The sequence below is a fragment of the Parvularcula maris genome, from assembly GCF_024505085.1.
Lineage (GTDB): Bacteria > Pseudomonadota > Alphaproteobacteria > Caulobacterales > Parvularculaceae > Parvularcula > Parvularcula maris.
Genome location: NZ_JANIBC010000002.1, coordinates 457,115 through 469,274, shown reverse-complemented (window position 1 = coordinate 469,274; position 12,160 = coordinate 457,115). Strand labels below are relative to the sequence as shown.

At 64.9% G+C, this 12,160-nt stretch carries 13 protein-coding genes; 5 read left to right on the top strand and 8 right to left on the bottom strand.

Annotation, left to right across the window (positions count from 1 at the left end):
- Nucleotides 1-317: 317 nt before the first annotated feature.
- From NOG11_RS05520 to NOG11_RS05510, 3 genes are read right to left on the bottom strand one after another with little or no spacing between them, the layout of a single operon-like run.
- Nucleotides 318-1,304: a lipid A deacylase LpxR family protein gene (locus tag NOG11_RS05520; RefSeq protein ID WP_256618692.1), complete on the bottom strand. Its 987-nt coding sequence runs from the start codon at nucleotides 1,302-1,304 to the stop codon at nucleotides 318-320.
- Nucleotides 1,305-1,347: 43 nt separating this feature from the next.
- Nucleotides 1,348-1,515: a hypothetical protein gene (locus NOG11_RS05515; protein ID WP_256618691.1), complete on the bottom strand. Its 168-nt coding sequence runs from the start codon at nucleotides 1,513-1,515 to the stop codon at nucleotides 1,348-1,350.
- An 11-nt stretch (nucleotides 1,516-1,526) separates the two neighbouring features.
- Nucleotides 1,527-1,721, bottom strand: coding sequence for a hypothetical protein (locus tag NOG11_RS05510; RefSeq protein WP_256618690.1), 195 nt, complete (start codon nucleotides 1,719-1,721; stop codon nucleotides 1,527-1,529).
- Between the two features lie 161 nt (nucleotides 1,722-1,882).
- On the opposite strand from NOG11_RS05510, the gene NOG11_RS05505 reads away from it, so the two are divergent.
- From NOG11_RS05505 to NOG11_RS05490, 4 genes are all read left to right on the top strand, one after another.
- Nucleotides 1,883-2,902 carry a ribonucleotide-diphosphate reductase subunit beta gene (locus tag NOG11_RS05505; protein ID WP_256618689.1) on the top strand — a complete coding sequence of 340 codons (1,020 nt, stop codon included), beginning with the start codon at nucleotides 1,883-1,885 and terminating at the stop codon, nucleotides 2,900-2,902.
- Nucleotides 2,903-2,904: 2 nt separating this feature from the next.
- Nucleotides 2,905-3,441 (top strand): hypothetical protein, encoded by a 537-nt coding sequence (locus NOG11_RS05500; RefSeq protein ID WP_256618688.1) that lies wholly within the window; start codon nucleotides 2,905-2,907, stop codon nucleotides 3,439-3,441.
- Between the two features lie 574 nt (nucleotides 3,442-4,015).
- Nucleotides 4,016-4,306: a GIY-YIG nuclease family protein gene (locus tag NOG11_RS05495; RefSeq protein ID WP_256618687.1), complete on the top strand. Its 291-nt coding sequence runs from the start codon at nucleotides 4,016-4,018 to the stop codon at nucleotides 4,304-4,306.
- A 193-nt stretch (nucleotides 4,307-4,499) separates the two neighbouring features.
- On the top strand, nucleotides 4,500-4,691 hold the full coding sequence (locus tag NOG11_RS05490) for a hypothetical protein (RefSeq protein WP_256618686.1): 192 nt from the start codon (nucleotides 4,500-4,502) through the stop codon (nucleotides 4,689-4,691).
- Between the two features lie 550 nt (nucleotides 4,692-5,241).
- On the opposite strand, the gene NOG11_RS05485 is transcribed toward NOG11_RS05490, so the two are convergent.
- The 5 genes from NOG11_RS05485 to NOG11_RS05465 form a co-directional block, all read right to left on the bottom strand.
- Nucleotides 5,242-5,619 carry a hypothetical protein gene (locus NOG11_RS05485; protein WP_256618685.1) on the bottom strand — a complete coding sequence of 126 codons (378 nt, stop codon included), beginning with the start codon at nucleotides 5,617-5,619 and terminating at the stop codon, nucleotides 5,242-5,244.
- 71 nt (nucleotides 5,620-5,690) lie between these two features.
- The gene (locus NOG11_RS05480; protein ID WP_256618684.1) at nucleotides 5,691-6,233 is read right to left on the bottom strand and encodes a cell wall hydrolase; all 543 of its coding nucleotides are present in this window, start codon (nucleotides 6,231-6,233) and stop codon (nucleotides 5,691-5,693) included.
- Nucleotides 6,234-6,301: 68 nt separating this feature from the next.
- A complete protein-coding gene (locus NOG11_RS05475) occupies nucleotides 6,302-7,237 on the bottom strand; it encodes a hypothetical protein (protein ID WP_256618683.1) in 936 nt (311 codons plus the stop codon).
- A gap of 98 nt (nucleotides 7,238-7,335) precedes the next feature.
- On the bottom strand, nucleotides 7,336-9,999 hold the full coding sequence (locus NOG11_RS05470) for a S8 family serine peptidase (RefSeq protein WP_256618682.1): 2,664 nt from the start codon (nucleotides 9,997-9,999) through the stop codon (nucleotides 7,336-7,338).
- A gap of 113 nt (nucleotides 10,000-10,112) precedes the next feature.
- A complete protein-coding gene (locus NOG11_RS05465) occupies nucleotides 10,113-11,630 on the bottom strand; it encodes a UbiD family decarboxylase (RefSeq protein WP_256618681.1) in 1,518 nt (505 codons plus the stop codon).
- 159 nt (nucleotides 11,631-11,789) lie between these two features.
- Here NOG11_RS05465 and NOG11_RS05460 point away from each other — a divergent pair, with 159 nt between their 5' ends.
- Nucleotides 11,790-12,065 (top strand): PGPGW domain-containing protein, encoded by a 276-nt coding sequence (locus NOG11_RS05460; protein WP_256618680.1) that lies wholly within the window; start codon nucleotides 11,790-11,792, stop codon nucleotides 12,063-12,065.
- Nucleotides 12,066-12,160 lie beyond the last annotated feature (95 nt).

Genomic DNA, 12,160 nt, shown 5'->3' with positions numbered 1-12,160 from the left:
TAATAAACGTAGCTGGCCCCCTCCGCCCTTCGGGCACCTCCCCCACTACGTAGGGGAGGAAAGCAGAACTAGCGTTGGCCTTCTATCTCGCTCCCCCTCTTCGAGGGGGAGCTGCCGGCAGGCTGAGGGGGAGCGAAGCAGCAGACTAACACTGCCGCGAAGAACGCGAGCGAAGCGCAGCGAAGTCAAGCGCCACTGCCGTGGCCTTCTCCGCCTAGAAAAGGTCCGCCGGACCTTTTCTTTCGCCTGACGGCGAACCGGCTACGAAGCGCTCAAGTAGCGAGCGCGAGCGAGCGGTAGCGCCAAAATATTAAGTCTCAAAACCGTTTCGCGATCGAGAACGCCCCGAAGCGCTGGCTGCCTTCCTGCTCTTCGAACTCAGGCGTACGGAGGATATAGGTGAAGGCGATCTGCGCTCGGCCTAGCTGAATGGCCGTGCCCGCCTGGAAGTCCGCCACGATGGTGTTCGAGCCCACATCCGGCCCGCTGTCGCGGAACAGCGAGTTGTCGAGGAAGATGTTGTGGGCCACCGCCTCCACCTGGCCGCCTGCGAAGATGTACCAAGAGCGCTTGTCCTGGGGGACGAAGAAGCCGGAGCCTGCATGGGCGGGGCGCACCCTGGGCGGGCCGAAGCTGGTGCCGAGGTTCTCACCGAAGCGCAGGTTTCCGCCGATCCGGGCGGCGGTCTTCACCGTGCCCCCGCTGAGGCCTAGATTGCCCACGCAATCGAGGCCGAAAGCGTTGCGGTTGCCGAGGTGAAAGAACCGCCGCTGCCGATCATAGGTTAGGTTCAGCCCGACGCTGTCCTCGATCTGGTTGTCCCAGCCTTGGGCGAGCTCCCGTCCCGTGATGTTATGGACGAAGTCCTGACCCTCCTGGCCCAGCGCGCTCGGCCCCACCACGCCAAGCTGCACCGAGAGGAGGTCCACCCGGTTGGGCCGCTCTACCAGCGAGGTCAGCTCGCCGTAAAGGTAGCCTGCATAGGGGTGCTGGTCGGGCAGGAACTCCGGCGTGTCGAGGTCCTCGGGTGTGTAGATCTCCTGGGCGAGGGCGAAACCCCGGCGCAGCTTCACACCCTCGCTGGCCGGATCGACCCGCAGGAGCCGCCGCGCGAAGAACCGCCCGAAGGCGTCGCTCTTCCGGTTGCCGCTCAGATAGCCGATGCGCAGGCCGCTCGTGTAGTTGTCGTCGTCGCCGAAATAGCCGTCGTTCTCGACCGCGATCGTCCAGGTGGCGCGCGGATCGTCCGCCACCATTTCCTGCGCCGCTGCTGCTGCCGGTAGCGCCGCGGCAAGTGCGGCCATCGCCCTGATCATCCCCATGGGGACAGCCTAACCCAAGATAAGCCTACCGCCTAGGGGGAGGGGGCTGGAGCCGTCCCGCCGCCACCGTGGCGAAGATGGTCACCACCATGCCGATCAGCGAGGCAGGGAGGTCGGGCGCCACCTTGCTGACGATCAGCCCCACCAGAATGCCCAAGCCCATGGCGTAGAGGATGATCTTGCCAAGGCTCATCTTGGGTCTCGTCAGGCCCGCTCGACGAGCTGAAGGACCTCTTCGAAGCTCTCCTTCACCCGCAGGACGCCGCTCGCGCCGAGATCGCTCCTCTGGGCGATGGACACGTCGCAGCCCTTCTCGCCCTTGGAGGTGAGCTCGATGATGTAGCGGGGGTTGAGCGCGATCGTCACATCGTTGGTCTTGGTCAGCTTGATCATCTTCATGGGCCGTAGCCGTAAGGGACAGGCGCTGCGACAGCAAGCCGCCTCCATCTTGTGGACAAACAGGGGTGGGAAGTGTTCCCGCCACAAGATATGGTAGAGTTAACCCTCGCCCCCGCGACTCACGCTAAGCCGCCTGGGCGCCACCGATCAGGAGACCTTCAATGTTCGACGCCTTAGACCCCAACGGCAACACCCCCGGCCTTCTGATCCCGTCCAAGGGCTACAAGCCCCACCGCTACCCCTGGGCCTATGAGTACTGGAAGAAGCAGCAGCAGGTCCACTGGATGCCCGAGGAGGTGCCCCTGGGTGAGGACTGCAAGGACTGGGCGCGGGCGCTCTCGGACGGCGAGCGGAACCTCCTCACGCAGATCTTCCGCTTCTTCACCCAGTCCGATGTCGAGGTGAACGACAACTACATGGAGCGCTACGCCCGTGTCTTCAAACCCGTCGAGGTGAAGATGATGCTGGCGGCCTTCTCCAACATGGAGACGATCCACGTCGCCGCCTACGCCCTCCTGCTAGAGACGATCGGCATGCCCGAGAGCGAGTTCTCCGCCTTCCTCGACTACAAGGAGATGGCGGACAAGCACGACTATATGGGCCAGTTCGGCGTCGAGACCGAGGCCGATGTGGCGCGCACCGTGGCCATGTTCGGTGCGTTCACGGAAGGTCTCCAGCTTTTCGCGTCCTTCGCCATGCTGATGAACTTCCCGCGCCAGAACAAGATGAAGGGCATGGGCCAGATCGTCACCTGGTCGATCCGCGACGAGAGCCTCCACTGCGAGGGCATGATCAAGCTCTTCCACACCTTCGCTCAGGAGACGAACTGTTTGACCAAGGCCGTGGCCGACGACATCGTCGACTGCTGCAAGACGGTGGTGGGCCTCGAGGACCGTTTCATCGACCTCGCCTTCGAGGCAGGCGACATCCCGGGCATGACGCCCGACGACATCAAATCCTATATCCGCCACATCGCCGACTGGCGCCTAGAGCAGCTCGGCCTTCCGCGCGTCTACGGCGTCGAGAAACACCCCCTCCCCTGGCTCCGCGAGATGCTCAACGGCGTCGAGCACGCCAACTTCTTCGAAGCGCGGGCCACGGAGTATTCCAAGGGCGCGACGAAGGGCGCCTGGCACGGAACCGAGGGCGTGTGGGCTCAGTTTGAGAAGATGCGGGGGTAGGCTTGGACCGTTTTGAATTCTACAAGGATCAATATGAGTTTGAACTAAAAAGAAAAGCTGTCCTGCATCGGCAGTTCGCGCCACCGACCTCTTTATTTGTAGTCTTGGTAGCTTCAACTTTCGGGGGGATGGCTGATGTAGACAGCTTAGCTCGCTGGGCATTGGCAACGAAAATCGCAGCTTTCAGCATATGCTGTTGTCTAATTGTTTGGCTGTCTTTTCGCTTATGGAGAATTGTATCAGGGAACAAATATGACGAAATAGCGACTATGGACGCATGGGAACAACAATATGAGCAAAACTATAGCAACAAAAATATTGCAATAGATGGCTCTGTTGCGTTGGCAAACTACTCACACCAGTTGATAAAAGAATTTATACGGTGCGCGGCCAAGAATGCTATTTTGAACGAAAAACGGAGCAATAAGCTCGATGATTTTAGAAGGGATCTGTTGATCCTATCGGCGCCCGTGGCTATACTGTATCTAGTGGGAGTTATTGATGCAATCTTAGTCGCAATGGAGATGCCACGTGTCTAACCAAGAAAATCCCCCGCGTAATCTGCCTTCCAGCAATAGTAATCCGCGTCCTCCTACCAGTACGTCCGAACTCAAGCCCCCGCCTGGGCGGGTCGTCAAAGACGAACGGCCACTGGAAAAGAGAGGTTAACCCGTATACGGCACTCGGAGCTAGCTAGCCAGCGTACGGTGCATGAAAGCGAAGCTGGAATGCACCTCTCCCGCCCGTGGGTGGTGCAGTCCAGCTTCGCTTTCATGCAGCCTACGGATGAACGGGCGGCGCAGGGCGGAACACCGCAGGTGATCCGCCGTCCGGCGTTGCTCTTGCGGACCGCTCCTCTCCCCCGTCATCCCGGAAAGGGCGTAGCCCTTATCCGGGACCCATGGACCGACGGGCTCACGCAGCTCAACCGTTTTTCGTACCATCGCCCGTGATCCGTGGGTCCCGGCTCTTCGCCCTACGGGCTACGGCCGGGATGACGGAGGGGGTGGTTCACCGACCCATCGGGTTCATGGGCCCCGGATACCCTTCGGGTTCCGGGATGACGCTGCTGAAGAGAGTTGCGCTCCACTATGTTCACTCTACGTTCCGCTCATGCGGCCCACGGTCTATATCCTCGCCAGCCACAAGAACGGCACGCTCTATACCGGCGTGACCTCGAACCTGGCGAAGAGGGTATGGGAGCATCGCGAGGGCGCCATCGAGGGGTTCACGGAGCGTCACCGTGTCAAACGCCTCGTCTGGTACGATGTGCACGAACGGATGGAGTCGGCGATCACCTTGGAGAAGCGCCTCAAACGCTGGCGCCGGTCCTGGAAGCTGGAGCTGATCGAGGAACAGAATCCCGAATGGCGGGACCTCTTCTTCGAACTCGGTCCGCTCTAGCCGTCATCCCGGAAAACCGAAGGTTTATCCGGGACCCATGGCCTGAGATTGATTTCACGAGGAACGACTGCGTAGCCTGAGAGCTTTGGTCCATGGGTCCCGGATAAGCGCTTACGCGCTTTCCGGGATGACGGGGATGAGCTCTGACGCAGTCACTTATCCCCTCCCGCTCCATCCCCCGCAAACTCCCCCCATGCCCAGAAAGACCAGAACCCGCCTCTCGCCCCTCGAGCGCCGCCAGCTCGCGCAGGAAGCCGAGAAGCTCGCCATGCTCCGCCTCAAGCGCAAACAGGAGCTTCGCAAGCATCGCAAGCGCCGGAACAGGGATGGCTTCGACCGGCTCTCCGGCCTGATGGCGGCGGCCACCGGCAACTTATCCCCGTGAAGCTCGCGTCCCTTATGCTCCGGCCATGCTTTCCTCCCCCCTCGAAGGGGCGGTCCGGACGTCACGCGACCTGGGGGAGGGACGGTGTGTGCGTGTGGCTCCTGGGGTGACGCCCCAGGGAGGCCCGTAAGGTAGGCTCGTCTCGGCGGCTGCATTCCGCAGTCCATCCGTAGGCAGAGCGCCTAAGGGCAGCGGGTAGGTGCTGCCCTCGGCCGTAAGAAACACGCAGCGAGAGCTTGAAGCGCTGACCGCCATGTGAGGTGACCCAGACCCCCCTCCCGCGGCCGGCCTCTCGCAGCCACGCCGGGAGCGGACGGTGCGCCTCGCGCACAAACGATTACTGAGATGCGACGGCAAGCCGTCCGCTCCAGCGCCCCTTCGGTAGGGGCTAACCGAACAACCGCCCACGGGCGGCTTTTCGTGCTGGTGCGGACGAAGCACTCCTCATACGCGAAACAAGACCAACGGGCGGAGGAGGGAGCTGCCCGTTGGTCCTGTGGTCCGGCTGAGTGTTGAAGGGAAGCTCAGCCGGTATGGGGTTCGGTACCGGCTACTCGGCCGTGTACTGTGCGAAGGTCTCGTCGCTCTCCTGGCTCGTGGTCAGGACCACGGCCATGACGGCGACGCCCATCACCAAGTAGAAGAGCTGCACTAGGCCGAAGAGGCCGCCGAAGAAGGCGAGCACCACGAACACCGCGCCCGCGGTGAGGTCGATGGCGAGGTGGACGGGGAAGGGGATGATCCGTCTGACGCTCGGCACGTAGTCCGTGATGAGACTATAGGCGATGAGGGCGACGCCTGCCGCGATCGGGATCATCACCGCGTAGTCCGGGGTGGCGGACGGAAAGAGGAGAAGCGGGCCTAGGATCAGGGCCGCGGCTGCGAGGTAGTCGATCACACCGTGGACGGTGGGGGAGACAAGGCGCATGGGACACTCCGTGGGGCTGACGAAAAGCTGTTCGCCAGGACGGAGCGCGAGGTTACGCTCGACTGCGGCGGCTACTCGGCCAAGAAGATATGCCCGCCGGAGCGGTGGGTCTCGCGGAAGGATGACGCCCAGCTCGGGCTCACCCTTTCGGCGTGGAAGTAGAGCGCGCCCTCCGTCGGGTCGGCGGACTGACCACTCAGCACCCGCCGCGCCGCCGCCTCGGCCCTCGTATAGGCGCGTTTGTTGCGGGCGACATCGGAGCGCCCGTCGCACCAGAAGCTGAACTGGCAGGGCGGGGTCTCGCCCCCCTGCCTCACCACGCCGCAGACGGTCGAGGGGAAGCCGTCATCATCCTTCCGGTTGCGGATGACATGGGCCACCGCCTCCATCGCCGCGTCCCCCTCGCCCCTGGCCTCGTGGTAGAGGGCCATGGCCATGCAGTCGAGGTCGCTCGGCTCCGCTGATGCGCTGGCGGTGGCGGCTTCGCTGACCGGCTTCGCAGGCGGCGCGGCCCCGGCGACCCCGCCCCTGGCCGCCTCACGCCCGGCATCGGAACCCCCCGCGCAGGACGCGGCGAGAAGGGCGAAGGCAAACAGCCAAAGAGAACGAAGCAAGGATCGGCTCCTGGGTTCTGGGCGACATCGTCCCCCTGCTGACACGGCGAACTGAAAGAGGGTTTCGCTCACTCGTCGAAACATACGGCAAGGTAGCTTGCCAGGCGATCGGGATTGAGGCGCTGGTTGAGGGCGGCCAGGGGACCGCGCTCGGCAAGCCTGGTCGAGATGCAGGTGCGGGCGTCGCCATCGGTGGCGAGCCTGCGCCGGTCCGCTTCGGAGAGAGCCATGCGGTCGGCCACCTCGGCGATCTCGGCGGGCAGCGGGGGCGGGCCTTCCTCGCCGGTGGGGCGCAGGAGAGGGCCTGCCGCGGCGATGCGCTGGCCGACACTGGCGAGGGCGGCGCTGCGGCGCTGGCGCGCTTCGATGGCCTCGATCATTTCCGCTTCGGTGGTGACCAGGCGCTCGTTCAGGGCGGCTTCCTCCTCGGCGGCGATGCGGGCCGCCTCCTCGGCAGCGATCTCGCGCACGTCCTCGATCGAGGGGAGGGGGGTGCCGGGCATGGCGAGCCGGGCACGCTCGGCATCGAGCTCGGCGATCCGGTCCTCGAGCAGCAGGGTCTGCGCCGTGGCCTCGGCCAGGGCCAGCTCGATGGAGGAGAGGTCGGTGGGCGGGGGCAGAACCATCTCGGCGGCCCGTCCATCATGGTCTGCCGCCAGGAAATGAGCCAGCGGCAACGCTGCGACGACGATGGCGAGAAGCTGGGTCGGCAGGAGGAAGTAGCGCGAGAAGGCTGCCCGAAGCGCGAGCCCGCCCAGGACCAGATGCATAAGGACCACGCCGCTCAGCACCGTCCGGCCGGGCGCCGCGCAGAAATCCTCCGTCGCGCCGCAGGCCTCGTGAAGGATGAAATCCAGCGCGAAGACGGCGAGACCCAGGGCGCTCAGCCAGATGATCGGGTCGGTGGCGTAGCGCCGGGCGTCCTCCAGGCGGAAGAGCGGCTCGCGCTCGGGCGCGGCTTCCGTCCTGACGTCTGCCGTTAGGGGATGGTCGAACCCGTCCACGCTCTTCGCACTCCTGCGCCGCCGCTACTGATGAGGAGTATGGCGCGCAGCCCTTAACGTGCAAGGACTTCCAGCGGCACAGTTTGAACGGCTGAGGTTTACTCGGGCGCGCGCTGCAGGACGAGCTCCAGCGCCTCGGACGTTTCGGCTGGCACGACGAAGGTCTCTGGCGAATCGCAAGGCCCGCCGGGGAAGGTGCCGCCAAGCTCGCCGGGATCGCAGACGCCCAGGTCGCCGTCCATATCGGTGCTGAAGAGGAGGCGGTAGGTGCCCGCTTCCACATCCAAGATATCGAAGTACTGCCCCGCCCCGCCGAAGCTGAAGCTCTGCACGGTGCGGAAGCCGCCGCCCTCTTCGAGGAGCTGAAGCTGAACGCGGGCCGTGTCGGTTTCGGCTTCGAGACTGGAGGCGGCGACCTCGAACGCGATGGGAACGGTCTTGCTCTGCCCGTCGCTGGTCTCGATGAACACCGTACCGGTATAGGAGCCGGCCTCGAGCCCCTGGCGATCGACCTGCACGGCGTAGGTGCCGAAGCCCTGGGCATCGACACTGATCGGCGCCGCCGGTCCGACCGGAGCCGAAGGGGTGAGAAGCTCGACCACCACATTGGTGATCGAGAAGCTGGGCTCGCCCAGGCGGCTGATGGTGAGCACCACTTCCGTGCCGATATTGCCGAAGTCGATGGCGGCGGGCTCGGCCCTGAAGCTCGGGCGGAGGTTCAGCGTCCCGTCGCGCAGGGCGAAGGCGGTCTCCACCATCTTCTCGTAGTTGACGAGGCCGAAACCGGTCCCGTTGTCCCGCCCCGGCGCGCCGATGTCGTCGGTGAGGAGCCCCTCCTCGATCAGGCGGTGCGCCTGTTCCGAGGTCAGTTCGGGATAGACCGCCTTCATCAGAGCGAAGCCCGCCGCTGCCATGGGCGAGGCCATGGAGGTGCCCTGGTAGAGGCCGAAGCGGGGGAGCACCGAGGTGCGGGCGTTGTTGACCCGTCCGATGGCGCCGATAATCCCATCGCTGCGTCCGTCCGTGTTGCTGTCGTTGCGGTTGTCACCGCCGGGGGCCGCAAGCTCGATCTGCGGGTAGAAGGAGGAGTAGGGTGCGCGGTTGTCGCTGAAATCGGTCGCCGCGACGGCGATGACGTCGGGGAGGGCTGCGGGGTAGTTCGGATCGGTCGCGTTGGGCTGGTCGCCGTCATTGCCGCCGGAGGCCACGACGATCACCCCTGCCGCCACCGCTTCGGCGATGGCCTGCCTGGTGGCGGCGTCGGGTCCGTCACCGCCGAAGGACATGTTGATGACGTCGGCGCGGCGCGGCGGCAGCTCACCCGAGACGTTGGGGAGCCCTGCGGCGTATCGGATCGCCGCCGGTACGTCGCCCACGATGAGCCCGCACTGCTCACCGATGCTGTAGCCGAGCTTGAGCATCATCAGATCGGCGAAGGGGGCACCGCCGACCATGTCGGTGCCGTTGATCGGGCCGCCCTCGCGAGGGGCCGTGGCGATCGAGGCCACATGGGTGCCGTGATAGCTGAAGCACTCGTCGTTATCGGCATCGTTGAGGTCGACGATCTCCTCGGCCTCCGCATCGAAGTCGTCGCCGTCGATGAAGTCCGGCACGAAATCCCGAGCGTCCACGAGAACGGGCGCGATCTTGGGGTGCGAGGACAGGACGCCGCTGTCGAGAACGGCGATCAGCGGGCGCCGGACCCCGCCGGGCTCGCGCAGCTCGATCTCCTCCAGGGCCTGCTGCCAGCGCACCGCACCGAGGTTCCACTGAAGGTCGGGGTTGGGCGGCGGGTCCACGGAGTGGAGCCTCGGATAAGCGTAGGTCTGAAGCACCTCACGCTGGGCGGCTGTGTTGGCGGTCTTGACCTCGCGCAGGAGGGCCAGCTTGGCCTCGTAGCGGCGCAGGCCCTCGGCTCCCAAAGCCTTTCGGCGCGCTTCGGTGAGATATCGGGTGGAGACGATCCGCTCGCTATCGTCAGCTTCTCCTCGCTCCGCCGGGTCGAGGTAGAGTTGCCTCGCTCCGCCCTTACGGCCCCGCGCCGCGTTCAGCGCAGAGCGGTCGGCCCGTCGCAGGCGGGGGGAGAGGGAGAGCGCTTCGTCACGCAGGACCGTCAGACGATCGGCTGCCATGGTATCGAGCCTGACCGCACTCTGCGAGGGCGGACCCGTCGTCGCGGGCGGGGAGACGGTGAGGATGTAGTTCGACCGCCCTGCAAACGCGTTGGCGCGGATGAAGTAGCTGCCGTCCTGGGGCACGATGATCTGCTCGATCTTCGAGGCGAAGGCGTAGGAGAAGGTCACGAGCTCCCCCCCATCGTCGTAAAGATAGAGATCGAGGTCGAGCTGGTTGGTGCGGTCGGGGTCGAAATCGGCAATCTCGAGCGAGATGCGCTGCCCCGCCTTCAGCTCGGCGCGGTAGAAATCCTCCTCGTCCGAGCCGGCCTGGCAGCCGCCTGGGTTGGCGACGCCGTTGCAGTAGATCCAGCCCCTGATCTCCGCCTCGCTGCTGATCGCCTGGGCCGTGCCGGGCGAGTTGTTGCTGAGGCCGCTGCCGCCGCCTCCGGCGTAGTTGGTGTCGCTGTCCGCCACAAGCTTGGGGTCGGCGAAGCCCTGCCCGGTGATGACGAAGGTCTCGGCGGGGGGAGGGGGCGGAGGAGATGGCGGCGGCGGGGAGGGCGCGGGGGCAGGACTGCGAGCCGGGGGCTGGGGCGTGCTGGAGCCGCCTCCGCCGCCGCAAGCGGCGAGGCTGAACGCGGCCATAAGACCGATCCAAAAGGTGCTGCCTCTGCCCAAATTCACCGTCCAGACTGTGCCCTCAAGACGTAGCGCCCTGATCCGCCACGCAAAGGTACTGCCCAACCCTAGTGGAACTGTTAGTCTGCAGCACCTGACGTTTGCGTCAAGCGGTCGAGGAGCGCGTGCATCCGCTCCTCGACCCCCTGGTCCATGGTCAGAACCTCTCCCCACTCCCGGTGAGTCTCGCCCTCCCACTTGTCGGTGGCGTCGAGACCCACCTTCGATCCCAGGCCTGAAACCGGCGAGGCGAAGTCGAGATAGTCGATGGGGGTGTTCTCGAGCACGGTCATGTCCCGCGCCGGGTCCATCTTGGTGGAGACCGCCCACCAGACATCCTCCCAGGACCGCGCGTCGATGTCGTCGTCCACGACGATCACCCATTTGGTGTACATGAACTGGCGGAGGTAGCTCCAGGCGCCGAGCATGACCCGCTTGGCGTGGCCGGCATAGGCCTTCTTCATGGAGATGACGGCGATCCTGTAGGAGCAGCCCTCGGGCGGCAGCCAGAAATCGGTGATCTCAGGGAACTGCTGCTGGAGGAGGGGGATGAAGACCTCGTTCAGCGCCTCGCCGAGCACCGAGGGCTCGTCAGGCGGCCTGCCGGTGAAGGTGGAGAGGTAGATCGGCTCGCGCCGCATGGTGATGGCGGTGACAGTGAAGACCGGGAACTTCTCCACCGAGTTGTAGTAGCCCGTATGGTCGCCGTAGGGGCCCTCATCGGCGTACTCGTCGAGGCTGACATGGCCTTCGAGGACGATCTCCGCCTCTGCGGGGACTTTCAGCGGGACCGTCTTGCAGTCCACGAGCTCGGCCTTCTTGCCGCGTAAGAGGCCTGCGAACTGGTACTCCGACAGGGTGTCGGGCACCGGCGTCACGGCGGCGAGAATCGTTCCCGGATCGGCGCCCAGGACGGCGGCGGCGGGCAGGGGCTCGCTCTTCTCCCCCTTCCACCGGTGGTGGTGCTGCGCCCCGCCCCGGTGCTTGAGCCAGCGCATGATGGTCTTGTTCCTGGAAAGGCGCTGCATCCGGTAGATGCCGAGGTTGAAGGCGTCCTCGCGCCTGTCCGACGGCCCCTTGGTGACGATGAGCGGCCAGGTGATCAGCGGCGCGGGCTCGCCCGGCCAGCAGGTCTGGATGGGCAGCTTGTGAAGATCGATGTCGTCGCCGGTCAGCACCACCTCCTGGCACGGCGCGCGCTTCACCGAAGAGGGGCGCATGGCCAAGACTTGTTTCGCAAGCGGAAAGAGCTCCATGGCGTCCTTGAGACCCTGGGGCGGCTCGGGCTGGCGCAGGAAGGCCAGGGTCTCGCCCACCTCGCGCAGCTCCTCCCCGGTGCGCCGCTCCTTGCCGCCGAAGGTCACCGCCATGGCCACCCGGCGCACGGTGCCGAAGAGGTTCACCAGCACCGGCATGTCCGATTTTTCCCCAGCCTCGTTCACCACGTTCTCGAACAGGATCGCAGGCCCCCCGCGGCGCAGGGTCTCACGGTGAAAGGCGGTCATCTCGAGATGGGTGGAGACGGGCTCGGAGACGCGCAGAAGCTCGCCTTCGGCCTCTAGCTTGTCGATGAAGTCGCGGAGGGATCGGTAGGCCATGATCTGCTATGGCAGGGTCCCCCGGCGGCGCCAACAGCCCTTAAGCCGCAGAGGAAAAAGCCGTAAGGTGCCTTCATAAGCTGCTGATCGCTCCTAGTTTAGCATTGCGAGAGCCTGTGTAGTTTGTTACGGGATCGCACCGGGGAGAAGGAAGGACGTATGGGCGCACTGACCGCTAGTCTTCTGACGCTGCTGCACAAGGTCACGGGCAGTGTGCTGGTCGTTTTCGGGATCGTGTTGTTCCCGATGCCCATCCCGGTCGGGCTCCTGATGATCGCCTTCGGTCTTCTGTTCCTCGCTCCCTATTTCAGGCCCGTGCAGATCGTGGTGCGCAAGCTTCGCTGCCGCTTCAGCCAGGTCGATGGTGCGCTGCGCAAGGTGAAGCGCCGCTGCCCGCCCGTGCTGCGGGTCGCCATCGAGAAAACGGCCCCGTAAAGTAGGTTAAGTCGCTGATTTCCGGCGGAAAATCTTTTAGGACATAAACGCTCCTTAAGGCAACTGTGGCCGCTGCCCGGTTGTTGGTCTGTTCT

Coding starts and splice junctions, on each gene's coding strand:
- NOG11_RS05520 (WP_256618692.1), bottom strand. CDS start 1,304: ATGGCCGCACTTGCCGCGGCGCTACCGGCAGCAGCAGCGGCGCAGGAA.
- NOG11_RS05515 (WP_256618691.1), bottom strand. CDS start 1,515: ATGAGCCTTGGCAAGATCATCCTCTACGCCATGGGCTTGGGCATTCTG.
- NOG11_RS05510 (WP_256618690.1), bottom strand. CDS start 1,721: ATGAAGATGATCAAGCTGACCAAGACCAACGATGTGACGATCGCGCTC.
- NOG11_RS05505 (WP_256618689.1), top strand. CDS start 1,883: ATGTTCGACGCCTTAGACCCCAACGGCAACACCCCCGGCCTTCTGATC.
- NOG11_RS05495 (WP_256618687.1), top strand. CDS start 4,016: ATGCGGCCCACGGTCTATATCCTCGCCAGCCACAAGAACGGCACGCTC.
- NOG11_RS05490 (WP_256618686.1), top strand. CDS start 4,500: ATGCCCAGAAAGACCAGAACCCGCCTCTCGCCCCTCGAGCGCCGCCAG.
- NOG11_RS05485 (WP_256618685.1), bottom strand. CDS start 5,619: ATGCGCCTTGTCTCCCCCACCGTCCACGGTGTGATCGACTACCTCGCA.
- NOG11_RS05470 (WP_256618682.1), bottom strand. CDS start 9,999: ATGGCCGCGTTCAGCCTCGCCGCTTGCGGCGGCGGAGGCGGCTCCAGC.
- NOG11_RS05465 (WP_256618681.1), bottom strand. CDS start 11,630: ATGGCCTACCGATCCCTCCGCGACTTCATCGACAAGCTAGAGGCCGAA.
- NOG11_RS05460 (WP_256618680.1), top strand. CDS start 11,790: ATGGGCGCACTGACCGCTAGTCTTCTGACGCTGCTGCACAAGGTCACG.